At 39.2% G+C, this 25820-nt stretch carries 24 protein-coding genes and 3 tRNA genes; 17 read left to right on the forward strand and 10 right to left on the reverse strand.

Annotated features, from left to right (window positions below):
* The first annotated feature begins 5 nt into the window (after positions 1-5).
* From bshC to pckA, 5 genes are all read left to right on the forward strand, one after another.
* A complete protein-coding gene (bshC, locus tag SD427_RS01770) occupies positions 6-1592 on the forward strand; it encodes a bacillithiol biosynthesis cysteine-adding enzyme BshC (protein ID WP_320559615.1) in 1587 nt (528 codons plus the stop codon).
* Between the two features lie 37 nt (positions 1593-1629).
* Positions 1630-3582 carry a LysM peptidoglycan-binding domain-containing protein gene (locus SD427_RS01775; RefSeq protein WP_320559616.1) on the forward strand — a complete coding sequence of 651 codons (1953 nt, stop codon included), beginning with the start codon at positions 1630-1632 and terminating at the stop codon, positions 3580-3582.
* 64 nt (positions 3583-3646) lie between these two features.
* On the forward strand, positions 3647-4522 hold the full coding sequence (gene fabD / locus SD427_RS01780) for an ACP S-malonyltransferase (protein WP_320559617.1): 876 nt from the start codon (positions 3647-3649) through the stop codon (positions 4520-4522).
* 15 nt (positions 4523-4537) lie between these two features.
* Positions 4538-5443, forward strand: a complete 906-nt coding sequence (locus SD427_RS01785) for a GYDIA family GHMP kinase (protein ID WP_320559618.1) — start codon at positions 4538-4540, stop codon at positions 5441-5443.
* A 128-nt stretch (positions 5444-5571) separates the two neighbouring features.
* Positions 5572-7191, forward strand: a complete 1620-nt coding sequence (gene pckA / locus SD427_RS01790) for a phosphoenolpyruvate carboxykinase (ATP) (RefSeq protein ID WP_320559619.1) — start codon at positions 5572-5574, stop codon at positions 7189-7191.
* Between the two features lie 91 nt (positions 7192-7282).
* Here pckA and SD427_RS01795 read toward each other — a convergent pair whose 3' ends face one another.
* Positions 7283-7693: a type II 3-dehydroquinate dehydratase gene (locus tag SD427_RS01795; protein ID WP_320559620.1), complete on the reverse strand. Its 411-nt coding sequence runs from the start codon at positions 7691-7693 to the stop codon at positions 7283-7285.
* 97 nt (positions 7694-7790) lie between these two features.
* Between SD427_RS01795 and SD427_RS01800 the strand changes: the two genes are divergently transcribed.
* From SD427_RS01800 to SD427_RS01825, 6 genes are all read left to right on the forward strand, one after another.
* Complete coding sequence (locus SD427_RS01800; protein ID WP_320559621.1) at positions 7791-8210, forward strand: Fur family transcriptional regulator; 420 nt, start codon at positions 7791-7793, stop codon at positions 8208-8210.
* Positions 8211-8255: 45 nt separating this feature from the next.
* Positions 8256-10223 (forward strand): heavy metal translocating P-type ATPase, encoded by a 1968-nt coding sequence (locus SD427_RS01805; RefSeq protein ID WP_320559622.1) that lies wholly within the window; start codon positions 8256-8258, stop codon positions 10221-10223.
* Positions 10224-10406: 183 nt separating this feature from the next.
* Positions 10407-10769 (forward strand): hypothetical protein, encoded by a 363-nt coding sequence (locus SD427_RS01810; protein ID WP_320559623.1) that lies wholly within the window; start codon positions 10407-10409, stop codon positions 10767-10769.
* A 230-nt stretch (positions 10770-10999) separates the two neighbouring features.
* A complete protein-coding gene (locus SD427_RS01815; protein WP_320559624.1) occupies positions 11000-11275 on the forward strand; it encodes a YHS domain-containing protein in 276 nt (91 codons plus the stop codon).
* Positions 11262-11942, forward strand: a complete 681-nt coding sequence (locus tag SD427_RS01820) for an SCO family protein (RefSeq protein ID WP_320559625.1) — start codon at positions 11262-11264, stop codon at positions 11940-11942. The genes SD427_RS01815 and SD427_RS01820 overlap by 14 nt, the downstream gene beginning before the upstream one ends.
* 105 nt (positions 11943-12047) lie before the next feature.
* Positions 12048-12722, forward strand: a complete 675-nt coding sequence (locus SD427_RS01825) for a superoxide dismutase (RefSeq protein ID WP_320559626.1) — start codon at positions 12048-12050, stop codon at positions 12720-12722.
* A 792-nt stretch (positions 12723-13514) separates the two neighbouring features.
* On the opposite strand, the gene SD427_RS01830 is transcribed toward SD427_RS01825, so the two are convergent.
* The 6 genes from SD427_RS01830 to SD427_RS01855 form a co-directional block, all read right to left on the reverse strand.
* Positions 13515-13586: transfer RNA gene (locus SD427_RS01830), tRNA-Glu, on the reverse strand.
* A 98-nt stretch (positions 13587-13684) separates the two neighbouring features.
* A tRNA-Glu gene (locus tag SD427_RS01835) sits at positions 13685-13756 on the reverse strand.
* 11 nt (positions 13757-13767) lie between these two features.
* Entirely contained in the window at positions 13768-14022 is a 255-nt protein-coding gene (rpsT, locus tag SD427_RS01840; protein ID WP_027387243.1) for a 30S ribosomal protein S20, read from the reverse strand.
* A gap of 66 nt (positions 14023-14088) precedes the next feature.
* Positions 14089-14409: a hypothetical protein gene (locus tag SD427_RS01845; RefSeq protein WP_320559627.1), complete on the reverse strand. Its 321-nt coding sequence runs from the start codon at positions 14407-14409 to the stop codon at positions 14089-14091.
* A 339-nt stretch (positions 14410-14748) separates the two neighbouring features.
* Positions 14749-14820, reverse strand: a tRNA-Glu gene (locus SD427_RS01850).
* 56 nt (positions 14821-14876) lie between these two features.
* Positions 14877-16163 (reverse strand): N-acetylmuramoyl-L-alanine amidase, encoded by a 1287-nt coding sequence (locus SD427_RS01855; protein ID WP_320559628.1) that lies wholly within the window; start codon positions 16161-16163, stop codon positions 14877-14879.
* A 66-nt stretch (positions 16164-16229) separates the two neighbouring features.
* Here SD427_RS01855 and SD427_RS01860 point away from each other — a divergent pair, with 66 nt between their 5' ends.
* From SD427_RS01860 to SD427_RS01870, 3 genes are all read left to right on the forward strand, one after another.
* A complete protein-coding gene (locus SD427_RS01860; RefSeq protein ID WP_320559629.1) occupies positions 16230-18818 on the forward strand; it encodes a putative LPS assembly protein LptD in 2589 nt (862 codons plus the stop codon).
* A gap of 67 nt (positions 18819-18885) precedes the next feature.
* Positions 18886-19266 carry a RidA family protein gene (locus SD427_RS01865; protein WP_320559630.1) on the forward strand — a complete coding sequence of 127 codons (381 nt, stop codon included), beginning with the start codon at positions 18886-18888 and terminating at the stop codon, positions 19264-19266.
* Positions 19266-19715, forward strand: coding sequence for a hypothetical protein (locus tag SD427_RS01870; protein ID WP_320559631.1), 450 nt, complete (start codon positions 19266-19268; stop codon positions 19713-19715). The genes SD427_RS01865 and SD427_RS01870 overlap by 1 nt, the downstream gene beginning before the upstream one ends.
* An 88-nt stretch (positions 19716-19803) precedes the next feature.
* Here SD427_RS01870 and SD427_RS01875 read toward each other — a convergent pair whose 3' ends face one another.
* Positions 19804-21330, reverse strand: a complete 1527-nt coding sequence (locus SD427_RS01875; protein WP_320559632.1) for a trypsin-like peptidase domain-containing protein — start codon at positions 21328-21330, stop codon at positions 19804-19806.
* Positions 21331-21660: 330 nt separating this feature from the next.
* Here SD427_RS01875 and SD427_RS01880 point away from each other — a divergent pair, with 330 nt between their 5' ends.
* Both SD427_RS01880 and SD427_RS01885 read left to right on the forward strand, forming a co-directional pair.
* Positions 21661-23016 carry a rhodanese-related sulfurtransferase gene (locus SD427_RS01880; protein ID WP_320559633.1) on the forward strand — a complete coding sequence of 452 codons (1356 nt, stop codon included), beginning with the start codon at positions 21661-21663 and terminating at the stop codon, positions 23014-23016.
* A 13-nt stretch (positions 23017-23029) separates the two neighbouring features.
* Entirely contained in the window at positions 23030-23608 is a 579-nt protein-coding gene (locus SD427_RS01885) for a 5-formyltetrahydrofolate cyclo-ligase (protein WP_320559634.1), read from the forward strand.
* On the opposite strand, the gene SD427_RS01890 is transcribed toward SD427_RS01885, so the two are convergent.
* Both SD427_RS01890 and SD427_RS01895 read right to left on the reverse strand, forming a co-directional pair.
* Positions 23554-24138, reverse strand: a complete 585-nt coding sequence (locus tag SD427_RS01890; RefSeq protein ID WP_320559635.1) for a hypothetical protein — start codon at positions 24136-24138, stop codon at positions 23554-23556. The two genes, SD427_RS01885 and SD427_RS01890, sit on opposite strands and share 55 nt — an antisense overlap.
* Entirely contained in the window at positions 24122-25303 is a 1182-nt protein-coding gene (locus SD427_RS01895) for a hypothetical protein (RefSeq protein ID WP_320559636.1), read from the reverse strand. The genes SD427_RS01890 and SD427_RS01895 overlap by 17 nt, the downstream gene beginning before the upstream one ends.
* Positions 25304-25486: 183 nt before the next feature.
* Between SD427_RS01895 and SD427_RS01900 the strand changes: the two genes are divergently transcribed.
* Positions 25487-25726 (forward strand): hypothetical protein, encoded by a 240-nt coding sequence (locus tag SD427_RS01900; protein ID WP_320559637.1) that lies wholly within the window; start codon positions 25487-25489, stop codon positions 25724-25726.
* Positions 25727-25820 lie beyond the last annotated feature (94 nt).

Genomic DNA, 25820 nt, shown 5'->3' on the forward strand with positions numbered 1-25820 from the left:
CACAGTTGAAAACTATTCACAAAATATCATTCCAAGAGATAGAAAGCATTCCCCAGTTGGTAAAAGACTTTCTGAATCATAAAATTGAGGGATTTGAAGAATATACATTCTCTTTAGACCATTTTAAAAATCAGATTCATTTAAAGCAGGGCTCTTTTACTCCGGTTCAGAGAAAAGTACTTGCGGAAACGCTGGAAAACCAGATGTCAGGCCTTGAGCTTTCTGCAAAACAGAGCGAAAACCTTGAAAACCTGAAACAGATCAATACGTTCACAATTACCACCGGTCATCAGCTGAATCTTTTTTCGGGACCTGCTTTTTTTGTGTACAAAATCCTGCAGACCATTAAAACCTGCTCTTATTTAAAAGAAAACTTTCCGGATTTTAATTTTGTTCCCGTATACTGGATGGCTTCCGAAGACCACGATTTTGCAGAAATCAACCATTTTAAAACGGAAAACGGTTATTATGAGATTAATGAAAGACCGGGCGGTGCAGTCGGAAGAATAAAAATCAATGACACCTTCTTTATTTCAGAATTTGAAAAGGAATTTAAAGACTGTGTATTCGGGACTGAGCTGATCCTGATGCTGAAAGAAGCATACAGATCCGGGAATACATTAACAAAAGCTATTAAAACGTTGGTTAACCGTCTGTTTTCGGAATTTGGATTGCTGATGATTGACGGGGATTCAAAGGAATTGAAAAATCAGGTTAAGGAAACATTCAGGGATGAACTTCTTAACTTCAGCTTATACAAAACATCAAAAGAAAAAGTAAATTTCTTAACGGAAAAATACGGAAAAGTTCAGGTAAACCCCCGTGAAATTAATTTATTCTACCTTTCCGAAACCCGGGACCGAATTGAATTTGACGGTCAGAAGTACGTGGTTATAGATACCGATATTCAGTTTACCAAAGCAGAAATCATGGCTGAGCTGGACAGCCATCCTGAAAAATTCAGTCCGAACGCCCTGATGCGTCCGGTATACCAAGAAACCATGCTGCCGAATCTGGCCTATATCGGAGGCAATGCTGAAATCATGTACTGGCTGGAACTCAAAGATTATTTTACACAAATAAATATCCCTTTTCCTGTGTTGATCCCGAGGAACTCCATGCTCTTTATAAAGGAAAAAACGCGGGGTAAAATTGAAAAACTGGGTCTCAGGACTGAAGATTTTTTTCAGAACTTTACAGCGATTACCAATAATAAAATACTGGATAATAATGCTGTCCTTTCCCTGTTGGAGCAAAAAGAAAATATGCTGATCAGCCAGTTTTCAGAATTAAAAGACGCAGCCGAAACTACTGAACAATCTTTCGGGAATATGGTGAAAGCGGAAGAAGTAAGACAGCTGAAATCATTCCGGAGAATGAAAAAACGCCTTCTCCATGCAGAAAAAATTAAGAAAAGTGAACTGCTGGAAAGACTGGAAAAACTCTTTTTAGAAGTACATCCTTCTAAAAACTGGCAGGAAAGGATATATAATTTCAGTGTCTTCTTTGCAGACCACGGCTATTCCTGGATAGAGACTTGTTTAGAAGAAATGCAAATAGATGAGTCAAAACTAATAATTGTTGCCATTTAATTTTAAAGAAGTATTTTTGTACTTATAATGATCCAATATGATAAAGAGGTTTTTTATTCTGTCCAGTTTATGTATGGTTTTGGGAGTGTCTGCTCAGAAATCGCACACCGTTATAAAAGGCGATACCCCTTATAATATTGCAAAAAAATACGGGCTGACTGTAGATGAGCTCCTAAAGCTTAACCCGTCTGTGAAAGATGGCAAACTGGCCATCGGGGAAGTTTTAAAGCTTAATAATGATAAAATGGCTGCGCCGGCACCGAAAACGGTATCCGCACCCAAATCGGTGAACAATGCCAAGACAGGAAAAATTGTCCTTCAGCCGAAACAGACCATTTACGGAATCACAAAACAGTACCGGATTTCGGAAACCGACCTCAGGAAACTTAATCCCGAGCTGGATTCCCACATGAAAATCGGTGATGAAATTTCCCTGCCTTTTGAAAGCATTAAAAAATATGGCGGGAACCAGCAGCAGACAGTTGCGGTAACAGCTACGGCGGTTGTAAAGCCGGTAGAGTCTGCCACTGAGACCCCTGTTACAAAAGTTTCAGAAGGAGAATATATTGTTCAGCAAAAAGATAACTATTACAGGATTTCAAGGCAGTTCAATATCACCAGAGAAGAACTTTTCGCCTTAAACCCAGGCCTGGAAGAAAAAGGGCTGAAACCCGGCGAAACAATTAAAGTTGCAAAATCCGGTGTAAAAACAAATACAGGAGCGGATGTTTTTGAAGAAACAGCCAACCCAAAAACGAAGGTAGACTCCGGAAACGAAAGATCTTCCTCTACTATTACCACGGGAACAGCTGATGATTATGTCACCTATACCGTTCTGCAGGGTGATACCGTTTTCTCTATCGTAAATAAATTTGGAATTACCATTGATGAGCTGATCGCTCTGAATCCTGAGCTTTCCAACGGTTTAAAAAGCGGAATGGTCTTGAAGATCAAAAAGCTTGATCCTGCTTATGTAAAGAAAAACGGTGATGCGCTGAGCGTAGTTTTAATGCTGCCTTTCGGGTACAGCACCAATGAAACCCAGTACAGAACCATGGCCATGGATTTCCTGACGGGCGCAAAGCTTGCTATTGAAAGAAACGCCAGAAACGGGCAGAAATTGGATATCAAAATAGTGGATTCAGGAAATGAAGGATCTTTCCGCAATTCACTGACACAGATCAACCCTGATAATACAGATTTGATTATCGGGCCGTTTTTTAAGTCGAATGTCGTTGATGTTTTAGACTTTACAAAAAACCAGAAGATCCCTATTGTTGCGCCTTTTGCAAATTCCCCGGAATTGTATAATTACAACAGCCTGATTATTATTGAAACCAATGACCAGACGTATGCGGATAAAATTGTGGATGAAGTGAAATCTGCATTTTCAGACCAGAAGATCTATATCGTATCCGGTGCTAAAAAGGAAAATGCGAACTATATCAAGTCAGGTCTTGAAAAAAATCTGAAAAATGCCAATATTACAGTGGTATCTTCTCCTGCGGATATTCAGCTGGACCAGAATATGATGACCGGCCAGTCGGCTCCCGTAATTGCTATTCTTGCAAGTGATAGCGATGCAACAGGAGAGGCTTTTGCCAACAGAGTGATTGCCTTATCCAAAGAAGTGCAGGGTGTAAAAGCATTCAGCATGAATTATTTTCCTGTCTTTGAAAAGAAAGTGGATGATCTGAGCCAGGCCAATCTGGTATACCTTATGGACCGCAAAATCAATACAGAAGGAAGCTTTGAAAGAGAGATTCTTGCTGCCTATAAAAGCAAATACTGTAAAACGCCTCCTAAATATGCCATTATCGGTTTTGATGTGGTTAATGACATGCTGACCAGAGAGAACCGTAAAGGGGAAATCTTCAGGCAGATCAACAAAGTCCAGACCCAGTTGGCTACAAAATTTGAGTTTGTAAAATCAAAAGCAAACGGTGCTTATATCAATACAGGCTATCGTGTGATCCGGTTAGTTCCATAAATCAATTGAGTTGGTTTTAAAGTATATTATTAACATTATATTTGCAAAATATTTAAATTAATACATGAAAGCACTTGTATTTCCCGGCCAGGGGTCTCAGTTCGTAGGAATGGGAAAAGAACTGTATGATTCCAGAAAAGATATTAAAGATCTGATGGAATCTGCCAATGAAATTTTAGGGTTTGATATCCTTTCAATGATGTTCAGCGGAACGGATGAGGATCTTAAGAAAACTGAAGTTACCCAGCCTTCTATTTTTATCCACTCGGTAGCTGCGCTTAAAGCGGTAAACGGCCTAGGAGCTGAAATGGTAGCAGGGCATTCACTGGGGGAATTCTCAGCACTGGTTGCTAACGGCGTTTTATCTTTTACCGATGGCCTGAAACTGGTTTCAGAGAGAGCAAAAGCCATGCAGGCAGCCTGTGATGCAAATCCTAGCTCAATGGCCGCTATTTTGGGATTGGATGATGCTAAAGTAGAGGAAATCTGCGCATCCGTTAACGGAATCGTAGTTCCTGCTAATTATAATTGCCCCGGGCAGCTTGTGATTTCCGGAGAAACGGCAGCTGTTGAAGAGGCTTGTGCCAAAATGAAGGAAGCAGGTGCCAAAAGGGCTCTGTTACTGCCGGTAAACGGCGCGTTTCATTCTCCGCTGATGCAGCCTGCACAGGAAAGGCTGGCCGCAGCCATCGAGCAGACAAAATTCAGGAAAGCAACTATTCCGGTATACCAGAACATAACCACCACTTCAGTTTCTGATCCTGATGAAATCAAGAAAAACCTGATTGCCCAGTTGACAGGACCTGTAAAGTGGACGCAGTCGGTTCAGAACATGATTAAAGACGGAGCCTCTAATTTCGTAGAAGTAGGGCCCGGGAAAACATTACAGGGGCTGATCAGAAAAATAGATCCCTCTGTAGCTATTGCTTCTGCAATCTAAAATAAAAAATAAATAATGAGCGGAATATTTTCACCGGGAAAGCTGATGCTTACTTCAGAATATTTCGCCATGGATGGAGCTCTTGTCCTGGCGGTACCTACCAGGCTCGGACAAGAGTTTTATTTCCGGGAAACAGATAACGGAGAATCCCTGATCTTTTGGGAGGCTTATCATCAAAACAAATTATGGTTGAGGGCTGTCATTAATTATAAAAACTGGCAGGTCAGAGAAACCAATATTCCTTCAGGTGCTGAATTCATTTTAAAAACCTTACAGAATGTTCAGTTACTTTCTGAAATTAAATTCAAAAATAATTTTACCTATCACCTGAAAACAAATCTTCAGTTTCCTGCAGACTTCGGGCTGGGCAGCAGCTCTACGTTAATGACCAACCTAGGGGAATGGGCTGACGTGGATTCTTTTCATTTAAATAAGATAAGTCTGGGCGGAAGTGGTTATGATATAGCAGTAGCCAAAGAGAAATCAGCTGTACTGTACCAGAGTGTACCTGAAATAAAATACGATAAGGTAAATTTTAACCCTCCTTTTAAAAATGAGCTTATTTTTATCCACCTGAACCAGAAGCAGGACAGCCGTGAAGGAATCAGTCTTTATAAGTCTAAAAATAAGTCTAAAAAACAGGTAAGTGAATTTTCGGATCTTACAAGAAAAATTTTACTATGTAACGAATTGGAAAATTTTTCTGAGCTAATGGTTATTCATGAGCAAAAAATATCAGATTTCATTGAAATTCCCGCAGTTAAGAGCCGCCTTTTCATGGATTGCCCGGTTTTTGTGAAAAGTCTGGGGGCATGGGGAGGAGATTTTGTCATGAGCTCAAAATTTGATGGGTTTAAGGACTATTTTTGGGGAAAAGGTTTTAATACAATTTTTGAATGGTCAGAGATAATAAATTCATAGTCAGCAGGTTATAAACTTGTATTTTTATTTGCCATTTTGACTTATATCATTATATTTAAACCACTTTTAACAATTAATTAATATTAATTTTGTTGAAGATCCAAAAAGAAATAGAAAATATAAGTAAAATGAAACACGCTAAAATCATCCGGGATTTAGAGAAATCAGGGATTAAGGGAAATTTTGAGGTTGTTTATAATCCTTCGTACGAAGAATTATACCAGGCTGAAACGGATCCTGAAAATCAGGGCTTTGAAAAAGCTGAGCTTACGGAATCTGGTGCAGTATCAGTAAAAACAGGAATTTTCACTGGTCGTTCGCCTAAAGACAGATACATTGTTCAGGATGAGGTTACAAAAGACACGATTTTCTGGGACGGTAAAGTGAATTTGCCTACCACTCCGGAGATTTTCGGATCTTGTAAGGAATTAGTGCTGAAGCAGCTTGCCGAATCCAGGAAAATTTATGTGGTAGACACTTTCTGCGGAACCAATACCGATACAAGGTTAAAAGTAAGGTTCATCGTTGAAGTGGCATGGCAGGCGCATTTCGTTACCAATATGTTCATCCGCCCTTCTCATTATGAACTTGAAAACTTCGGAGAGCCGGATTTCACGGTAATCAACGGTTCCAAAACAACCAATCCGAATTGGGAAGCCCAGGAACTGAATTCCGAAAACTTTGTGATGTTCAACCTTACAGAAAAACTGCAGATCATCGGGGGAACCTGGTATGGTGGAGAAATGAAGAAGGGGATGTTTGCCATGATGAATTATTACCTTCCGTTAAAAGGCATGGCTTCCATGCACTGTTCTGCAAACGTAGGCGAGGAAGGGGATGTTGCCCTTTTCTTCGGACTTTCAGGAACCGGGAAAACAACTTTGTCCGCAGATCCGAAAAGATACCTGATCGGTGATGACGAACACGGTTGGGACAACAACGGGGTATTCAACTATGAGGGAGGCTGCTATGCAAAAGTAATCGATCTTTCTGCTGAAAAAGAACCGGATATCTTCAGAGCCATCAAGAGGGACGCCCTTCTGGAAAATGTTGTTGTGAACAATGGGATTGCAGACTATACGGATGGTTCCATTACAGAAAACACAAGAGTTTCTTATCCGATTTACCATATCAATAAAATTGTTCTGCCTTCAAAAGCAGGCCATGCAAGCAAGATTGTTTATCTTTCCGCAGATGCATTCGGGGTATTGCCCCCGGTTTCTGTACTGGACGAAAATCAGGCGCAATATCATTTCCTTTGCGGGTATACTTCAAAGCTGGCAGGAACTGAGAGGGGAATCACAGAACCTGAACCGTCTTTTTCTCCGGCATTCGGTGAAGCGTTCCTTACTTTGCACCCAACCATGTATTCTAAAACATTGATCGGAAAAATGAAAGAGCACGGCGCAAAAGCATACTTGGTCAACACTGGCTGGAACGGTACCGGAAAAAGGATTTCTCTGAAAGATACAAGAGCCATTATTGATGCCATTATCGACGGATCCATTGAAGATGCTCCGAAAACAAGGATCCCGATCATGAATCTGGAAGTTCCTACAGAACTGCCTAACGTTTCAGAAGGGATTTTAGATCCAAGGGATACCTATAATGATGTTTCCGAGTGGGAAGAAAAAGCAAAAGATCTTGCGGCAAAATATATCAGGAACTTTGAGCAGTACTGCAATACCGACGAAGGTAAAAAGCTGATTGCTTCAGGTCCGCAATTGCAGGAAGAAACCATCAACTGATACAGAAACCTCATCAACCGATGAGGTTTTTTATTTATATTTTCTATCGATTTACAGACCGGGAATGTATTCAGGCGTCTGTATCAATTATTTAAGATGTAAAACTCAGGATAGCCAGTCGATAACCGTCCATTCCAAAACCGGACAAAACCGCATCGGTATTGGCAGCCGTCACAGATTTCTGCCGGAATTCTTCTCTTTTGTAAATATTACTGATATGAACTTCAACCGCAGGCTTTCGGATATTTTTTAAGCAATCTGCAATGGCATAAGAATAGTGGGTAAAAGCTCCGGGATTGATGACTAGCGCATCAAAATCATCTTCCTGAAGCCTGTTGATCAGTTCGCCTTCAATATTGGACTGGTAATAATGCAGTTCATGAGGCATGAATTCAGATTTTAATTTTTCCAAATAATCCTCCATAGAAACAGTTCCATAGATTTCAGGCTCTCTTGTGCCTAAAAGGTTCAGGTTCGGGCCGTTTACAATTAAAACTTTCATAGCATAAAAGTAAGAATTCTTTTTGTTTTAAACCTGAAAGATGAAGTCTGAAAGTTTTTCACTAACTTATAATTAGAAAAGCCCGATTTGGTTTATTATGAAAAAAGACATCGAAAATAAATTAACAGATAAAAATACCAGACCTACCGGCATGAGGATTTTGGTATATGATTTTCTGAGTTCCCAGCAGGCGGCTTTGTCCTTGTCTGAAATTGAAGATCATTTTGAAAATGCAGACCGGACCACCATTTACAGAACCTTGAAAACTTTTGAAGAAAAAGGTATTGTTCACAGCATCCAGGAAAACACAACAACCAAATATAAGCTTTGCCACGATGGCTGCAATGAAATAACCCATCAGGACAGGCATCTTCATTTTTATTGTAAAATATGTAAACAGACGACCTGCAAAGAGGAAATTTCCTTTCCGGAAAATGTTCAGGGCAATTTCAGGATTGATGAAATACGTCTTTTCGCTAAAGGGATATGTGAAAACTGTCTGGAAAGTTTGCAATAGTATTGCATCGGATTTAAGCTTAATTTTGATTAAAATTATTCAGTTATGGAAGAATGCTGCAATGCAAAACCGAAAAAAGAACCCCAACAAGACAGTCATGGTCATGAAGGTCATGACCACGATAATAACCATGCTCATGATACGGGAGATCAATCAGCCTTTCAGATGTTTCTGCCTGCACTGATTTCATTTACCTTACTGCTGATCGGAATTGTACTGGATTATTACGTGAAACCCGATTGGTTTAAAGGCTTCATCCGTCTTGCATGGTATTTAATTGCTTACGTTCCGGTTGGGTTACCGGTATTAAAGGAAGCTTACGGAAGTATAAAGAACGGTGATGTTTTTTCTGAGTTTTTCCTGATGGGGATTGCAACCGTCGGTGCTTTTTGTATCGGAGAATATCCGGAAGGTGTTGCCGTAATGCTGTTCTATTCAGTGGGCGAAGTTTTTCAGGCAATAGCCGTAACGAGAGCAAAAAGTAATATCAAAACCCTGCTCGACCAGCGCCCGGATGAGGTAACGATCCTGAAAGACGGAAAACCGCAGACCCTAAAAGCCGGGAAAGTAAATATCGGGGAAATCATTCAGTTGAAATCAGGGGAAAAATTAGGTCTGGACGGCGAACTATTATCAGAAACGGCTTCATTCAATACTTCAGCATTAACAGGTGAAAGTAAACCGGATACTAAAATAAAAGGTGAAACCGTCTTAGCCGGAATGATTAATCTGAACACCGTAAGCCAGGTAAAAGTAACCGCAGCATACAAAGACAGCAAGCTGAGTAAAATCCTGGAAATGGTTCAGAATGCAACGGCACAGAAAGCTCCTACAGAACTCTTTATCAGGAAATTTGCAAAAATATATACCCCGATTATTGTATTTCTGGCCATCGGAATTACGGTGTTGCCTTATTTTTTTGTCGAAGATTATTTATTCAGAGATTGGCTGTACAGGGCATTGGTATTCCTTGTGATTTCCTGCCCCTGTGCTTTGGTGATTTCCATTCCGCTGGGGTATTTCGGGGGAATCGGTGCAGGAAGCCGTCATGGGATTTTATTCAAGGGAAGCAACTTTTTAGATGTCCTGGCAAAGGTCCGGCATGTGGTAATGGATAAAACCGGAACGATGACGGAAGGTGTTTTCAAAGTACAGGAAGTTAATTTTAAAAATGATTTTAACAAAGATGAAATTCTAAAGTTCATCAATGCGTTGGAAAGTAAAAGTTCGCATCCCGTTGCTACGGCCATTCACGAATATGCCGGTGAAATCGATCATAATGTAAAATTGGAAAATGTAGAGGAAATTGCCGGCCATGGATTAAGAGCTGACGTTAACGCAAAAGAATTATTAGTCGGGAATTTTAAGCTGCTGGACAGATTCAGTATCCGTTATGATATCAAACCTGAAAATATCGTCTACACTTTAATTGCCGTTGCGTACGATAGAAAGTTTGTCGGCTACCTGACGATTGCAGATTCTGTTAAAACAGATGTACAGCTAACAATCAATAAATTAAATGCATTACATGTAAAAACGACTATGCTCAGCGGCGATAAAACTTCCGTTGTACAATTTGTTGCAGACAAACTGGGAATTCAGAATGCCTACGGAGACCTTCTTCCGGAAGATAAAGTAAATAAAGTCAAAGAAATTAAAGCGGAAAGCCAAACCGTGGCTTTCGTCGGCGATGGCGTAAACGATGCTCCGGTTGTTGCGCTAAGCGATGTGGGAATTGCGATGGGCGGACTGGGAAGCGATGCAACCATTGAAACTGCCGATGTTGTCATCCAGGATGACAGGCCGAGCAAAATCCCGATGGCCATCAATATCGGGAAACAGACAAAAAAAATCGTCTGGCAGAATATTATTTTGGCTTTTTCTGTAAAAGCGGTGGTCCTGGTTCTGGGTGCCGGAGGTATAGCAACAATGTGGGAAGCTGTTTTTGCCGATGTGGGGGTGGCATTATTGGCTATTTTAAATGCCGTCAGAATTCAGCGGATGAAGTTTTAAAATAAATCTCCTGCGGATTGCATATAATTTCAAAATAATTAAATATCTGTGCAGTCTGTGGGAGCAAAGGCACTTTATTAACATCAGCAATCAATTAAAATAATATCATTTAAGAACTGACTTTCATCATGAGTGCGTCATAAAAGCCATTTCTGCAGTATATTTGTAAGACAGAATTGACAATTGAGGTTTTTCATTTCCATATTCATCATTTTTACCATTGCAGTCCGTCCGGTTCTGCCATTGGTAAATTATGCGGTGAATTATAAATACATCGTAAAAAGCCTTTGTGAAAAAAGAGGTATTCCGCAATCTGACTGTAAAGGAAGATGCTATGTGGAAAAAGAACTTGCCAAAACAGAGAAGCAGTCCAGTAATCATCAGGATATCAAAATTTCAGGATTGGATGTGTTTGTATCGAATGAAATCCTTTCCTGTTCTGGTACAGTTCACTCTGATGCTTCAGTAAAAAATCCTGATTCGGCTTATACCGGTTTTCATGCCTCGGAATATTTTTCCAGGATATTCCATCCTCCTTTAACTTAAATTTATTTTTAAACTGATTTATTTTTATTTTAATTATTGGATCTTACTAAATTTTTAAGATATGCTTTGCTAACATCTAGAGTTTAAAAAATGTTTTGATTTCAATTAATCTTAACAGCTTGCATCGCATCTTAATGGTTCAAAATTAATTCACCTGTATTAAGTTTAGTTTAAAAATCCAGTCAGTTTCTATTCAATACCATTATTAATTTCAATTTAATTTAATTCAAATGAAGTCCAAAATTATCATAACGGCATTATTGTCGGTTTCATTGATGGCGTGTGCCCAGGAAATACCTAAAGTGAAGCATAAGAAAAGCAGTAAAGCTTTAAAATCCCAAGTCCAGAAAGTGAAATTTGCCAATGCAGAAGATCCGATCTGCCATATGCCTGCGGAGCCCGATATGAAAGATACGGCAGTGTATAAAAATAAAACGTACGGTTTTTGCAGTGTATACTGCAGAGACGAGTTTAAAAAAGATCCGGCAAAATATGTCCAGAAGTAAAAAAGGAAATAATACCAGAAGCAGAGTGATTATTCCTGTTGTCATTATTGCTTTATTGTTTTTAGGGATCGGTATCGGAATGGGTTATTTTAAAAAAAATCTATACACGGTGATGAAAGTCCCGGATTTTGAACTTACCGATCAGAATAACAAAAAAATTACCAATAAAGATATGCTGGGGAAGGTTTATCTGGTGGAGTTTTTCTTCAGCAGGTGTCCTACGATCTGTCCTGTAATGAATACGAATATGAGAGCCATTGAGAATAGGATCAATAACCCAGATTTCGGAATTATTTCGATTAGCATCGATCCGGAAAATGATACTCCGGAATTATTGAAGGAACATGCTCGGAAAATCGGTGTCAAATCCCCGAACTGGCATTTTTTGACAGGGAACAGAGATGATATCGGCAAAATAGCAGACCAGTTTAATATTTATGTTGGGGATAAAGAAGATGAAAGCGAAAGCCTGAACCACAGCGGTATGATTGCACTTGTTGACCAGGAAGGAAATGTCCGCTGCAGATACAACCAGGATAATATACCGGTTCTGTACTATTCAGGGCTGAATTATGAAGATGCAAAAGGAAAAATACCGAAACTGACCGGGAAATACCATCCTGACAGAGAACTATTAATTGAAGATATTAAGAAATTATTGAAATAAGGGCTGAAAGCCGGGAAAAGGAAGTATTGCGAGCGCTATGCAGACCTTCAGCTTCAAACTCCCATCTTCCAGTCAAAACATAAATCATACAAAAAACAAAACATTATGAAGATTATGAAAGTAGCTGCTCTGAGTGCAGTATTTGCGGCGCAGTTTGCATTCGCACAGTTTAAGCAGACGGCCCTGCCTTATGCATACAATGCATTGGAAGGGAATATTGATGCACAGACTATGGAGATCCATTACTCCAAACATGCTGCCGCCTATGTTGCCAACCTGAATAAAGCCATTGCAGGGACGCCGCAGGAAAAGCAGACTTTGTTTCAGATTATGTCCAATGCTTCAAAATTGAGCCCGGCTGTCAGGAACAACGCGGGAGGCCATTACAACCACGAACTGTTCTGGACTGTTCTTACCCCTGAAAAAAATACGCAGCCGTCAGCAAAGCTTACCAAGGCTATCAATGATGCATTCGGAAGCATGGATGGTTTTAAAGAGAAGATGAGCAAAGCAGGAGCAGACCGCTTCGGGTCAGGATGGGCATGGCTCTCTGTGGATAAATCCGGGAAACTTTTCGTTTCTTCAACACCCAACCAGGATAATCCTTTAATGGATGTAGTAGATCAGAGAGGAGCACCTATTTTCGGGATCGATGTCTGGGAACATGCATATTACCTGAAATACCAGAACAAAAGAGCAGATTATTTAACAGCCATCTGGAACGTAACCAACTGGAAAGAGATCAGCAGAAGGTACGAAGAAGCAATTGCTAAAAAATAACAGTAATTTAAACTGCAGCATATTCCTCACCTTATTTGTGGTATTCAGCCTTCTGGCACTCTTGGGGAATATGCTGTATATTATGACTGCACTTACGAAGTTTCGTTCATCAATAAAACAATCCGGGATTTTACTGTAACGGAAATGTTGTCTTAGGAAAAATTTTCCAAGAGCCAACGATACCAATTTTCTTCCTTTCAGTAAAACAAAAAGTTCAGAACAGAAATTCTCTATTTATATTTTTCCTGATCGTACAGAAATTAAAATACATAGAAATTCTTATCTGTAAGCAGGATAGATTTTCTGTCTTAAATCCTTTCATCTTATCAGTTTTTTAAAGTCTTTATGCAGAGCTGTTATTCCGTAGGAATCTCAACATCGTATTTCACATAAAAATTTTTAAACTTCGCTCAGATTCCTGAGGAAGGTCAAAATAGAATGGAACACCACGTTACAGAACTTTTACAGTTTTAAATTGAATATTTACTTTTCAATTGATATACATGAAACGCTGCGGTATGATTATAATCTGAGGGAAAGCAACCTTATGAAATAGAAATAATACATTATGACTGATCCTTTTTATACGCACGGAGTTCCGGCAAATAATTATTATAATCTCAAAGCCTACATCTGATTCAGCAGATATACTTGTAATTGACAAAATAAGGAAGATATTGATACATATATTGCTCAGAAAAAAGAAAACCATCAGGGGAAATTTGAACTGATCGATTGATAAGATGAAATGACAGCAATAAAAAAAGAGATCCAAAAATGGATCTCTTTAAGTAGCCCGTAGGGGAGTCGAACCCCTCTTACCAGAATGAAAATCTGAGGTCCTAACCGATAGACGAACGGGCCATCTACCAAACTGTAAATAATTTACAGGGTTAGTGTTTTTGTTTTTATAAGTTTACAACTCTTATTTAATTACCCGGTTAGCAGTAATTAAAATTAAGTAGCCCGTAGGGGAGTCGAACCCCTCTTACCAGAATGAAAATCTGAGGTCCTAACCGATAGACGAACGGGCCAGCTATATTGATTAAGCCAGTTTGTTAACGTGCTTAGTTAATTTGCTTTTTAAGTTAGCCGCTTTGTTTTTGTGGATAATATTTCTCTTAGCTAATTTATCCAATAAAGCGATAACCTTTGGCAGTTGTTCTGCAGCAACAGTTTTATCCTCTTCATTTCTTAACCCCTTAATTGCTGTTCTGGCAGTTTTGTGGTAATATCTGTTACGAACTTTTCTTACTTCGTTTTGTCTGATTCTTTTTAATGCTGATTTATGATTTGCCATATCGTTCAAATGTGAGTGCAAAAGTAAAAACTTTTTTTTTATCTACCAAATTATTTTTTAAAAAAATTAATTTTCGTTTGATAAATATTTTCTGAGTTTATCGATCGCCTGTTCTATTTTAATATTCTCTTCTTCTCTTTCTAATTTTTTGATGGTGCTTTTCAGCATAACCATCGCATTGTTCCATTCTCCGGTAGTATTGGTAAAGGTAAATTCGTCAATTGTTACTTCAAAATCGACTCTTTCACCTATCCTGTAAAGCCTGAAACTTATTTTATCATCACTGCCTGTTATCCCGTCTTCATTGATCTTTAAATCGTAACTTTTTGGGTTAGAGTGGATTTTCTTAAAAAGAAGCTTGGCTTCCTGTATTTTTAAATCCGGCATGATCTGAAATTTGGTGTCTGCAGAAATCAGGTTTATTAAATACGCATGTATTTTCTGTCACTGATGACTCTTTCAGACGGTGCAAATATAATATTTTTCTGATATTAAAAAAAGATTATTCACCAAAATCATATCAATTTTTGATCAATAGTTTTGAAATTAAGGTTCATTATCCGGCAATAATTGCTGCATCTGCTGCTTAAATTATTTATTAACAATTCATTAAGCTGAAGTTTCAGGATTTTATTACTTATGTATTAATTTACAAATACATTGGCCGGTCGGTCAGACTTAAAAACAAAAAAGCTCTGTAAAAGAGCTTTTAGGTATTGCTTCACGTAGCCTATAGGGGAATCGAACCCCTGTTGCAAGAATGAAAATCTTGAGTCCTGACCACTAGACGAATAGGCCAAATTTTGAGGTCGCAAAAGTAGCCATTAACTTTTTAACTTCAAAATTATTTCTTATTATTTGAAAACTTTTTGGATCACCGTATTCTTAATGCCTTTAGCTTCAATATCTTTCTGAAGCTTCACTGCATCTTCCAGGGTATATGCTTTTCCGTAAGTATAATAAAAAACGCCGTTTTCTTTATTTCTTTCCACATCTTTAAGGGTCTGCATGATGAATGAATTACCGTTCAGTTTATCGCCGCTGTATACTTCCAAAGTATAATATCCGGCATTCATCTTCTGATTAGGCATAAACCCGACTGCATACGCATTCCTGAAGCCTGCATCTTTAGCGGTCTTGATATTGACATCCCTTACCGAAGCCAGATTCGTTACGCCGTAATAATATTTATACTGTCCGTTTTCTTTAATCGGCAATATATAGTTGAGTCCTTTTAAAGCCGGGTCGCCGTCATTATATTTTGTTGGGGAGCTCAACAGTAAAATCCTGAAATCATTCTTTAATGCAACTTCTGCCAGCCTGTCAGGCTCGGGCTTCTTTACAACATAAGAATTGCCGGATTTTCTGTCAACCGCTTTTTTATAATCAAGAATTGCTTTGTAAATACTTTCCGAAATTTCATCCTGCCCTTTTTCCGAGGCTAAATAATGGCTTTCCTCCGGATGGTTGATAAACCCGGTTTCTATAAGCACGGAAGGCATGGCGTTCATACGGAGAACGTGAAGGTTTTTCTGGAATACCCCTCTTGAAGTTCTTTTATCCTTATTTACAAAATTGTTTTCCACCAGTCCTCCCAGCAGCAGGCTTGATTCAAGATACCGGCTTTGCTGAAGCTTTAGGGCAATTAAAGATTCCGGGGAACCCGGATCATAAGAACCGAAGGTCTGCTTGTCTTTTTCATCCAGGAAAATTACGTCATTTTCCCTTTTGGCCACTTCCAGGTTGGTGTCATTCTGGTCCGGCCCCTGTACAAAAGTTTCCGTTCCGTAAGCCGTCGGTCTTTTTGACGAGTTGCAGTGGATGGAAACGAAAAGGTCTGCTTTACTCCTGTTGGCAAGATTGGTCCTGTCTGATAAAGAAGGGTATTCATCAATCTTCCGGGTGTAGATTATCTTAAAATCTTTATTTTTCTCAAGCATTTCGCCCACCTTCAGGGTAATGGCAAGGGTAACATCCTTTTCTGCGATCCTTCCGATATCGGAGTAGGTTCTGTTGGCCCCGTGATCACTTCCTCCGTGTCCGGCATCTAAAACAACGATAAATTTTTTCTGTGAAAAAATAAAGTTACTGAACAGAATAAGGAGAAATGATAAAATTATTTTAAAATTTACTTTGTGCATCTTACAGTGTTAAAAATTATATTAATTTTGGGCCTTAATTGCATATCATAAATATAACAAAATAAATTGGCCAAAACCGTCTTCAAAAATATATTACAAATTTTAATTATCCTAATTTTTAACAATTTTTTAGCACAGCAAACGCCTGAAAAATTGCCCGAAAATGTGGCTAACGATACTATTGCAAAGCAAGATACTGTTGTTTTAAAAAAAGAAGCCCTTGATGATGTCATGCAGACAAAAGCAGACTATAACAGGAGGGATTTTCAGAAAAAAATGATTTATCTGAATAAAAATGCGCAGGTAAAATACCAGGATGTGCAGATTGACGCAGATTATATCTCTATCGATGAAGAAAAAAGCCTGATGTTTGCGCGCGGCAAGCAGGATTCATCAGGCAGGTTTATAGAGCCTGCGGTAATTACCCAGGCCGGCAAAAAATATGAAACTGACCAGTTTCAGTACAATACCAAAACCAGGCAGGCCATTGCTTTCAATGCAAGGACAGAAGAAAGCGAAGGCGTAATTGTAGCCGAAAAAACAAAAAAGTATAATGATTCCGTCTTTGCCATGAGGCGTGCTAATTATACCACTGACGATTATTTCATTAAGAAAAAAGATACGGCAGCAGATTACCACCTGCGGGCTTCCAATATCAAACTGGTTAAAACAAGAAATAAATCTTCAATCATTTCAGGACCGATTCAGATGTATATTGAGCAGGTTCCGACTCCTCTGGTGATGCCTTTTGCCATTCTGCCCTTTTCAGATAAAAGGTCTGCCGGGATCCTGATCCCGAGTTTCGGGGAAAGGCAGGATGTAGGGTTCTTCCTGAACGGGCTGGGTTACTATCAGCCGATCGGGGAACATTTTGACCTTAAAATCCTTGCCGATATTTATACAAAAGGAAGCTGGAACCTGAGGCCCGAAATGAATTATATAAAAAAATACCGGTACTCAGGTAATTTCTCTGCAGATGTGGGAACTGCAGTGCGCGGTATCAAAGGGCTGGATGATTACGGAAAGACCAGCACCTACAGGATTGCCTGGAGGCATACCCAGGATACAAAAGCCAATCCTTTTCTTACATTCTCCGCTTCGGTAGATATTGTAAGTACAAAATTTTATAACAATACTTTAAATAACAATTACATCCTTAACCAGAATGTTTTGAATACCCAGCAGAACTCTACGGTTACCATCACCAAAAGATTTTTGAAACTGCCGGCAACCATTACCGGTACCGCTTCTTACTCGCAGAACTTTGCAACGGGGCTGTCAGATCTGCGTCTGCCACAGATGAATGTAGCCATCAACCAGTTTTACCTGTTCGGTTCCAAAACAGGAGTGCGCCAGGGTTTACTGGAAAATATTACGGTAAATACAGGATTGAACTTGACGAATTTTGTACAGACTGATGAAGGCGAGTTGTTTACTGCGGCCATGTGGGAAAAAATGCAGACCGGCCTGAGGAACAATATTGCTTTGGGAACCAACACAACCCTGGCCAAATATTTTACATTCAGTTTAGGAGCTAATATTGATAATGCCTTAACGACAAAAACACTGAAAAAATACTATGATCCCATAAGGAATGCTACTGTAAACGAAGTGGATAAAGGGATTTCCGGATACTCAACGTTTTCCACCACGGCAAGTCTCCAGACTACCTTATACGGCATGAAAAACTTTAAAAAGGGATCTGCCATTGAGGCTATCAGGCATATGATGACCCCAAGTATAGGATTTACCTATTCCCCTGATTTCGGAGGATCCGGTTTCGGGTATTTCAGGAATTATTATGATGCAAGCGGTGCTTTAACGCCGTATTCCATTTTTGAAGGAGGGATTGTAGGAAGCCCGAGCAGCGGAATGGTAGGGGCATTGGGCTTCAACATCGGGAATAATATCGAAATGAAGGTAAGGTCCAAAAGTGATTCCACAGGAGTGAAAAAACTGAAGATTTTTGAATCCTTAAACCTTTCCGGAAGCTATAATTTTGCAGCAAAAGACCATCCGTGGTCCATCATCACGATTAACGGGCAGTCTTCTTTCTTCGATAATAAATTAAGTGTCAACACAAGCTTATCTTTAGACCCGTATAAGGTAATTTACCTTCCCGGCCAGGAAACCGGGATCAGGACGGAAGATTTCGGAGGGTTCGGGATACAGGGATTCAACGTGCAGATGTCTTACCCTCTGAGCAGCGAAATATTCGGGGAGAAGACCGAGTATTCTAAAAAATACCAGGCCAAAGGAGAAGTCAGAAATGAAAATTATTATTTTGATGATGACAATTACGCCCATTTTGATCAGGCTTGGACTTTAAATATCAATGCCAATTACGCTTTCACTAAAAGCTCAGCATCAAGGACGCCTACCAGGCTGGCTTCAGTGGGGCTGGACGGAAGCCTGAAACTTACGCCTTTTTGGAATATCAACGGCAGTACCCATTATGATATGGTGACCAAACAGCTGGCTTATACCAGAATCGGCTTTGCCAGAGACCAGCGAAGCTTTACCATTAACTTCAACTGGGTTCCCTTCGGCCAGTATAAAGTTTATGATTTCTTTATCGGGATCAAAGCCAACATCTTAAGTGATGCATTAAAATACAAGGACAGAAGTTTTACCCAGCCTAATGCGCCGTTCTAGCATCAGATTTGATATCTGTTATGGAAATAGAATATAAATTTTATATTTGCACCCAAAATAAATTCTAATGAAAAAAATAATCAACACCGTTAATGCTCCCGCAGCAATCGGGCCTTATTCACAAGCCAATATGGCAAACGGCGTATTATACATTTCCGGGCAGATTCCTGTAGATCCTGCAACCGGTAAACTGGTGGAAGGTATTGAAAAGGAAACGCATCAGGTGATGAAAAACCTTGAAGCTGTGCTTACGGAAGCCGGCATGACTTTTAGAAATGTGGTGAAAGCAACTATTTTTCTTAAAAGCATGGATGATTTTGCGGTAATGAATGATATCTATGCTTCATACCTGGATGCTGAAAGCTATCCGGCCCGTGAGACTGTACAGGTTTCATGCCTGCCAAAAAATGTTGATATCGAAATTTCCATGATCGCACATCAGGATTAATGAACTTCTTAAGAAATACAATTGCGGTTATCGTAGGTCTGGGAATCGCCGGGCTTATTATCACTCTTGGCATAAGGGTATTCCCGCAATGGGTTACTTTTGAAGCTTTTGCTCCGTTTGAGCACTGGCAGAAGTTTATTCAGAGCATGCAGAATGATGATGCCTTTTTCGGCTTCCTTTTATTTATTTCCGGATTGGGAACTACCGTTGGGGGAGTAGTGACGGCCATCATTGTAAAATACGCAAAAGTGGCCTATGCCATTCTTATCGGTTTCATCATGCTGTTTATAGCCATGTTGGATGTTATTGTCTTTCCTTATCATCCTACGTTCTATAAAATCTCTATTTTCTTAACCTTTTTTCCCTTTGCCTGGATGGGAGGCAAAATTGTAGAAGTTATTTATGAGCGAAAAAAGAAACGGAGCATCGCCGAAAAAATGAATAAATGAATTACAAATAAAAAATAAAAAACGCTGCTATTAATGAAATAGCAGCGTTTTTTGATATGGAGTGAAGTTAAGTTTAGTTCTTCTTTAGTTAAGGCATCTTAAAGCCTCTCGTATACATCTGTCCGTAGGCATCCACGAATTTAACCGATACGTTGCCTGCATATTTATCAAGGATCTTTTCAACATCTTTCTGTGAATTAACGGGTTTACCGTTGATCTCGACTACAATATAATTATCCACAATCCCTATTTTGGCAATCTCGCTTCCTTCTGTAACATTGGCCGCTATAACCCCGCTGTTCAATCCGTAGTCAGTTTTAAATCTATCATCCAGCGGTTTGAATTCAGCCCCGATTTTTTCCGTTACGCTGAGGTCTGCTTTTGTTCTGGCAGAAGTCCCTCCTTTCTGGTCTCTTAAAGTAACTGTAGCAGTCGCTTCTTTACCGTTCCTAAGATAGGTTACCAATACCTTATCACCCGGACGTTTGCTTCCGATGGCAATAGAAAGGTCGGCAAAGTCTGTAACAGCAGTATTGTCAATTTTGGTAATCACATCACCTGATCTGATGCCCGCATCTTCGGCTCCGCTGTTATCCCCGAATCCGGTTACGTATACTCCGGAACCTGCTTTGATATTGGTTTTATTCTGCTTGTTATAGCCTGCTACCTGCATATCATTGGATAAATCCAGGGAAGTCACGCCAAGGAACCCTCTCTGTACAATCCCGAATTTCTTAATGTCTTCAACGATTTTCCGTGCTAAGTTTGAAGGAACAGCAAACCCGTACCCCTGATAATATCCGGTTGTTGACTGAATCGCAGAGTTAATTCCGATAAGCTCCCCAACGGTATTCACCAGAGCGCCTCCTGAGTTACCCGGGTTAATCGCCGCATCCGTCTGGATAAAGCTTTCAATAGGGTTGGCCGCTTTCCCCTGTGAACCTAATATCCCGATTCCCCTGCCTTTTGCAGAGACAATACCTGCTGTTACCGTAGAATTCAGTCCTAGCGGATTTCCAACCGCAAGTACCCATTGTCCTACTTCAATATTATCTGAATTGGCAAAATTTAAATATGGCAATCCTTTTTCCTCAATTTTCAGTAATGAAATATCTGTATTGGGATCAGTACCCACTAAAGTTGCGATATAGGATTTCTTATTGCTTAATACCACTTCCAGTTTATTCGCACCTGCTACCACGTGGTTATTGGAAATAATATATCCGTCCGGAGAAATAATGACACCTGATCCCATCCCCGAAGGCATATTGTCCGGCATCTGCTGTTTCTGTTTCTGCTGGCCTCTTCCCCCAAGCGGATCTCCGAAGAAGAAATCAAAAAGGTCCTGTTCCGAAGCTCTGCTCGTTGATCTGGACTGGTAGTTTTTAATGGTTACTACTGCCGGGACTGTGGTTTTGGCCGCCTTTACAAAATCATCACCCACTGCTGCCGTGTTCATGCCTGCAAAAGAAACGTTGGGTGCAGATTTGGTGAAGTAAGACTGATCCCCGTTGGCAGAATCATGATTGAAATATTGTAATGTTCCAACGGTAGTAGCTCCTGAGATTACGCCAACTACTGCGAAAGGTAATAGTTTTTTTAAAGTACTCTTCATTGTATATCTTTCTTATTGTTTTTTATAATAGATTAATTCTTTTTATTGTAAACAAATTTAATGCTAAATAAGTAGATACTTAAACTGTAATGTTTCATTTTTAACTAAAATTTAACAGGATAAGCAATACTTTATACATTATGTCATAATTGTTAAAACCGATCTTAACAAACATTAAAAATTTATTAAAGACAAAATGTCATATATAAGATGTATTGTCACAGATAAGGTTAAATGCATACCTGAAATAATTCACTGTTGTCACGCTTTGAGAGGCATTGAAAAATGATTATATTTGCAAAAATTTTTCTCACTTAAACCGTTTATAGCATGCAACTGTATAACACCTTAAGCGCAGAAGAAAGAGCCCGGCTTATTGATGAAGCCGGTAAGGAACGCCTTACATTGTCTTTCTATGCGTATGCCAAAATTGAAGATCCCAAAAAATTTCGCGACGAACTGTTTATAGCCTGGAATGTCCTTGATGCGCTTGGCCGTATCTATGTGGCCCATGAAGGAATCAACGCCCAGATGAGCGTGCCTGCAGACCAGTTCGAAGCTTTCAGGGATACGCTGGAAGCATACGATTTTATGAAAGGCATCCGTTTAAACGTAGCGGTTGAGCATGATGACCATTCCTTTTTAAAACTGACGATAAAAGTAAGGCACAAAATTGTTGCCGATGGACTTAATGACAATACTTTTGATGTTACCGACAGAGGGGTGCATTTAAAGGCACAGGAATTCAATAATTTACTGGAAGACCCTAACACCATTGTAGTGGATTTCAGGAACCATTATGAGAGTGAGGTGGGGCATTTTGAAGGGGCAATCACTCCGGACGTGGAAAATTTCAGGGAAAGCTTACCTATTATTAACGAGCAGCTACAGGATTTTAAAGAAGATAAAAACTTGTTGATGTACTGTACAGGCGGGATCCGCTGCGAAAAGGCCAGTGCCTACTTCAAGCATCAGGGGTTTAAAAATGTTTTCCAGCTGGAAGGCGGAATTATTGAATATACCCGACAGATTAAAGAAGAAGGAATCGAAAGTAAATTTATCGGAAAAAATTTCGTGTTTGACCATCGTTTGGGAGAACGGATTACAGACGATATCATCGCACAGTGCCACCAGTGCGGCAGACCTTGTGACAACCATACCAATTGTGCCAATGATGCCTGTCATTTACTGTTTATTCAGTGTGACGAATGCAAAGCCTCCATGGAAAACTGCTGTTCAGACAAATGTCTTGAAACGATCCATTTACCGTGGGACGAGCAGTTAAAATTAAGAAAAGGGCTTCAGGTTGGCAATAAAGTGTTCAGGAAAGGAAAATCTGATGCGCTGAAATTTAAGAGGTCAGGTGCGCTGCCTGATCAGCCGCTGGCAAAAGCGGTAATAAAAGATATCCGCAAGAAGATATCCGTTAAGAAAGTTTTGCTTGGAAAAGCAGAGCATTATTATACAAAATCAAAAATTGCACAGTTTTTAATTGAAAACAAAGAGCTTTCAGTAGGCGATAAAGTGCTTATTTCAGGTCCTACAACCGGTGAACAGGAAATCATCATCACTGAGATTTTTGCAAACGGAGGTCCATGCGAAACAGCAAAAACAGGCGATCAGGTTACTTTTGAGCTTCCGTTCAGAGTCCGTCTGTCTGATAAAATATATAAAATTTTGGCTTAGCAGCATAAACGCTATGTTAAAAGCAGAACTCAGGAAAAAATATACACAAAAAAGAAAGGCCTTGTCAGCAGATGAGGCTTTCCTGTTATCGGAAAGGATTTTTAAGAATTTTGTTGATTATTTTAAACCGATTACAGGTCAGAAAGTCCATATCTTTATACCGATTGAGAAGTTTATGGAAATTGATACACAGTTGTTTATTAATTACTTCTTAAGCCGGAATATCAGGGTATTCGTCCCTAAAATCGCAGGCATGAAACTGATCTCCGTCGAAATATTTACCGATACGGAATTTGAAACCAATGCATGGGGTATTTCCGAGCCGGTTTCTGATGAAGATTCAGGGTGTCTGGATTTTGACTATGTAATTACCCCTTTGCTCTACTGCGACCATAGAGGCAACAGAGTAGGCTACGGAAAAGGTTTTTATGACGGTTTCTTCGAGGGAATTTCTGAAAAGTCAAAAAAAACCGGAGTTAATTATTTTAACCCCGATGAAAATATCGATGATGTCTGGGAATATGATATCCCGCTTGACTATTTGGTAACGCCTACAGACGTGCTGTCTTTCTTCAGTAAAGGATTGGAATAGAAATTTAAAAAGAAGAATTTAAACTCCCTGTTGGTATTGGGCGTGGAAACCAGGATATACTGTGCGTTTTTTTCAAAGGACCCCAATGATTTATTCCTGCTGTCAAAATATTCCACACTGAATTTGGCAAAATCCAGCGTATCCTCATTATAAAAATCTTTATAGACTTCCAGGTTGTTCACTTTTACGCTTTTTACTTTCAGGCTGTCCAGCTCACTGAACAGTTTTTTAAACGTTAAGCTGTCCGGTTTATGGAAATAGCTCTGCATCTGCGAATAGATCACAGTATCAATCTCTGTATTTCTGTTCCCGGAAAGATATAGAGTAGACAGATCCAGAAGCTCCTGTACTTTCTGTTTGGTAATCAGGTTGATAGCCTTTGTGCTGTCCATCTGTACGGCAGGATAGGTTTTCGTATTTGTACTGTTTCTGAGCTTATCCAGGTCGCTTATTTCCGCTTTTTTATTATTACATGAAACCGATGCAAGAAGTAACAGGGTAAAAATTAAAAAGTTATTTATTATTTTCATCTGTGGTTGCAATTTTAAATTTAATGGAGATGATTTTTCCGTTGTTGTCTTTTTTCATTTCTATTACAGTCAGGTTTTTAAGTGATGTAGTAGGCGTTGTCACAAGCGTGATGTACTTTTGTTTATCAAGTCTTTCAATTCCGTAAGTGCTGTTGTCATATACCTGATATATTACCGCATTGCTGCTGATCAGGTTTTCCAGCTGGTTTCTTTTCTGCTTGATCAGGGCAAGCTGTTCTTCTTTCGGTGCTCCGGTTACGTCTTTAATAGAGAAATAATAGGCTGCCATTTTATAATCGTCCGGCTTCAGTTCAATCATTTCTTCGTCCGGTGCGTTTTCAAGGCTTCTGTTGACTTCAAGATATTCGTAAAAAGGCGCGCTGATCTGCATTTTCAGGTTTTTGTCTTTCGTGGAATAATAAAAACATTCACCGGGCTTTATTTTATAAAGGATAGGGGACTCGTTTTCTTTGATCACTTTTATCTCAAGGGTATTCAGTACGCCTGCGCCCCGGTCGGCATCATTGAAGCAGTATTTATAGGTTCTGGAAAAAATGACATCTTTAAATCCTAAAAGTCCTGTAACCACAATTAAAATTGATGTAAGGAAGATCCAGGCATTTTTCTGTAAGAAATTTTTACGTTGTTTTAAGGGTTGGGAAACAGGAATAGAAGTAACTTCCGGTTTCGAGTTAAAGTTTTGGTTTTCAGTATCTGATTTTTGTAAATCAGAAATTTCAGGAGCATTTACTTCGGTTTTTTTATCTGAAAAGTCATCTTTAAGAAGATCCGCTGATGAAGGAACCGTTTTCTCCGGTTCTCTGATGTTATGGTCAGATAAATCATCATCATCCCGTAACAGTTCCCCGGCAAAAAGATGCTGCTTTTTAAACTCGTACCAGGATTCGTATCCTGCATAGATGCTCAGTAAATTGAGCATATCTATCCTCGGTAGTTTGGTAACCGGCGATGATTTAAAATAAGTATAAAAAGATTTTTCGCTGATGTTCCCTTTGGCTTTTTTACGGAGGTCTTCCTGAAAATAGATGATGTCAATCCCCTTCCATTTCGAAATATCATCGTAGGAAGGAGTATGTTCTTTCAGATATTGAGCCTGTACATCCTTTTTAAGCTGCTCAAAATGCAATAAATCTATATCTGTCAATTTACTGTTAAATAATTAAATTATTGATTATCAGTGATATTTACTTGTAAAACGATTTTACAAAGGTATTACAATTATTTTTCATAAACAAACTTTCTATCTGCTATACCTTTGTCTTGTTCAAATAATGGAACAGAAAAGATTTATCTATAACAATATTAACAAAATTAAATTTAATTTATTATGAAAAAGTCATTATTCGTAGCTGCTATCGCTGCAATCTCTCTAGTTGCTTGTAAAAAAACTGAAGCTAACACTACTGAAGGAACTACTGATTCTTTAGAGAACAAAGCTGATTCACTTCAGAACAATATGGACTCTACAGCTAGCGTTCAAAAAGATTCTATCGATGCTAAAGTTGATGCTAAGAAAGATAGCGTTGAAGTTAAGACTGACTCTGCTAAAGCTGCAGTTAAAAAATAATTTATTTTTAGCCGCTAAAAATAAAGAACCGCATCAATAAATGATGCGTTTTTTTTATGCCTGTTTATAAGATCTGCCGGCCTGTCCAGTCCGG

The sequence above is a fragment of the Chryseobacterium sp. JJR-5R genome (assembly GCF_034047335.1).
GTDB lineage: Bacteria > Bacteroidota > Bacteroidia > Flavobacteriales > Weeksellaceae > Chryseobacterium.

Excerpts from the sequence above, each read along its gene's own strand:
- SD427_RS01805 (WP_320559622.1), top strand. The coding sequence starts at position 8,256 with ATGGAAGAATGCTGCAATGCAAAACCGAAAAAAGAACCCCAACAAGAC.
- SD427_RS01845 (WP_320559627.1), bottom strand. The coding sequence starts at position 14,409 with ATGCCGGATTTAAAAATACAGGAAGCCAAGCTTCTTTTTAAGAAAATC.
- SD427_RS01865 (WP_320559630.1), top strand. The coding sequence starts at position 18,886 with ATGAAAAAAATAATCAACACCGTTAATGCTCCCGCAGCAATCGGGCCT.
- SD427_RS01815 (WP_320559624.1), top strand. The coding sequence starts at position 11,000 with ATGAAGTCCAAAATTATCATAACGGCATTATTGTCGGTTTCATTGATG.
- SD427_RS01890 (WP_320559635.1), bottom strand. The coding sequence starts at position 24,138 with ATGAAAATAATAAATAACTTTTTAATTTTTACCCTGTTACTTCTTGCA.
- SD427_RS01855 (WP_320559628.1), bottom strand. The coding sequence starts at position 16,163 with ATGCACAAAGTAAATTTTAAAATAATTTTATCATTTCTCCTTATTCTG.
- rpsT (WP_027387243.1), bottom strand. The coding sequence starts at position 14,022 with ATGGCAAATCATAAATCAGCATTAAAAAGAATCAGACAAAACGAAGTA.
- SD427_RS01885 (WP_320559634.1), top strand. The coding sequence starts at position 23,030 with ATGTTAAAAGCAGAACTCAGGAAAAAATATACACAAAAAAGAAAGGCC.
- SD427_RS01785 (WP_320559618.1), top strand. The coding sequence starts at position 4,538 with ATGAGCGGAATATTTTCACCGGGAAAGCTGATGCTTACTTCAGAATAT.
- SD427_RS01900 (WP_320559637.1), top strand. The coding sequence starts at position 25,487 with ATGAAAAAGTCATTATTCGTAGCTGCTATCGCTGCAATCTCTCTAGTT.
- fabD (WP_320559617.1), top strand. The coding sequence starts at position 3,647 with ATGAAAGCACTTGTATTTCCCGGCCAGGGGTCTCAGTTCGTAGGAATG.
- SD427_RS01775 (WP_320559616.1), top strand. The coding sequence starts at position 1,630 with ATGATAAAGAGGTTTTTTATTCTGTCCAGTTTATGTATGGTTTTGGGA.
- SD427_RS01795 (WP_320559620.1), bottom strand. The coding sequence starts at position 7,693 with ATGAAAGTTTTAATTGTAAACGGCCCGAACCTGAACCTTTTAGGCACA.
- SD427_RS01800 (WP_320559621.1), top strand. The coding sequence starts at position 7,791 with ATGAAAAAAGACATCGAAAATAAATTAACAGATAAAAATACCAGACCT.
- pckA (WP_320559619.1), top strand. The coding sequence starts at position 5,572 with ATGAAACACGCTAAAATCATCCGGGATTTAGAGAAATCAGGGATTAAG.
- SD427_RS01880 (WP_320559633.1), top strand. The coding sequence starts at position 21,661 with ATGCAACTGTATAACACCTTAAGCGCAGAAGAAAGAGCCCGGCTTATT.
- SD427_RS01825 (WP_320559626.1), top strand. The coding sequence starts at position 12,048 with ATGAAGATTATGAAAGTAGCTGCTCTGAGTGCAGTATTTGCGGCGCAG.
- SD427_RS01870 (WP_320559631.1), top strand. The coding sequence starts at position 19,266 with ATGAACTTCTTAAGAAATACAATTGCGGTTATCGTAGGTCTGGGAATC.
- SD427_RS01875 (WP_320559632.1), bottom strand. The coding sequence starts at position 21,330 with ATGAAGAGTACTTTAAAAAAACTATTACCTTTCGCAGTAGTTGGCGTA.
- SD427_RS01820 (WP_320559625.1), top strand. The coding sequence starts at position 11,262 with ATGTCCAGAAGTAAAAAAGGAAATAATACCAGAAGCAGAGTGATTATT.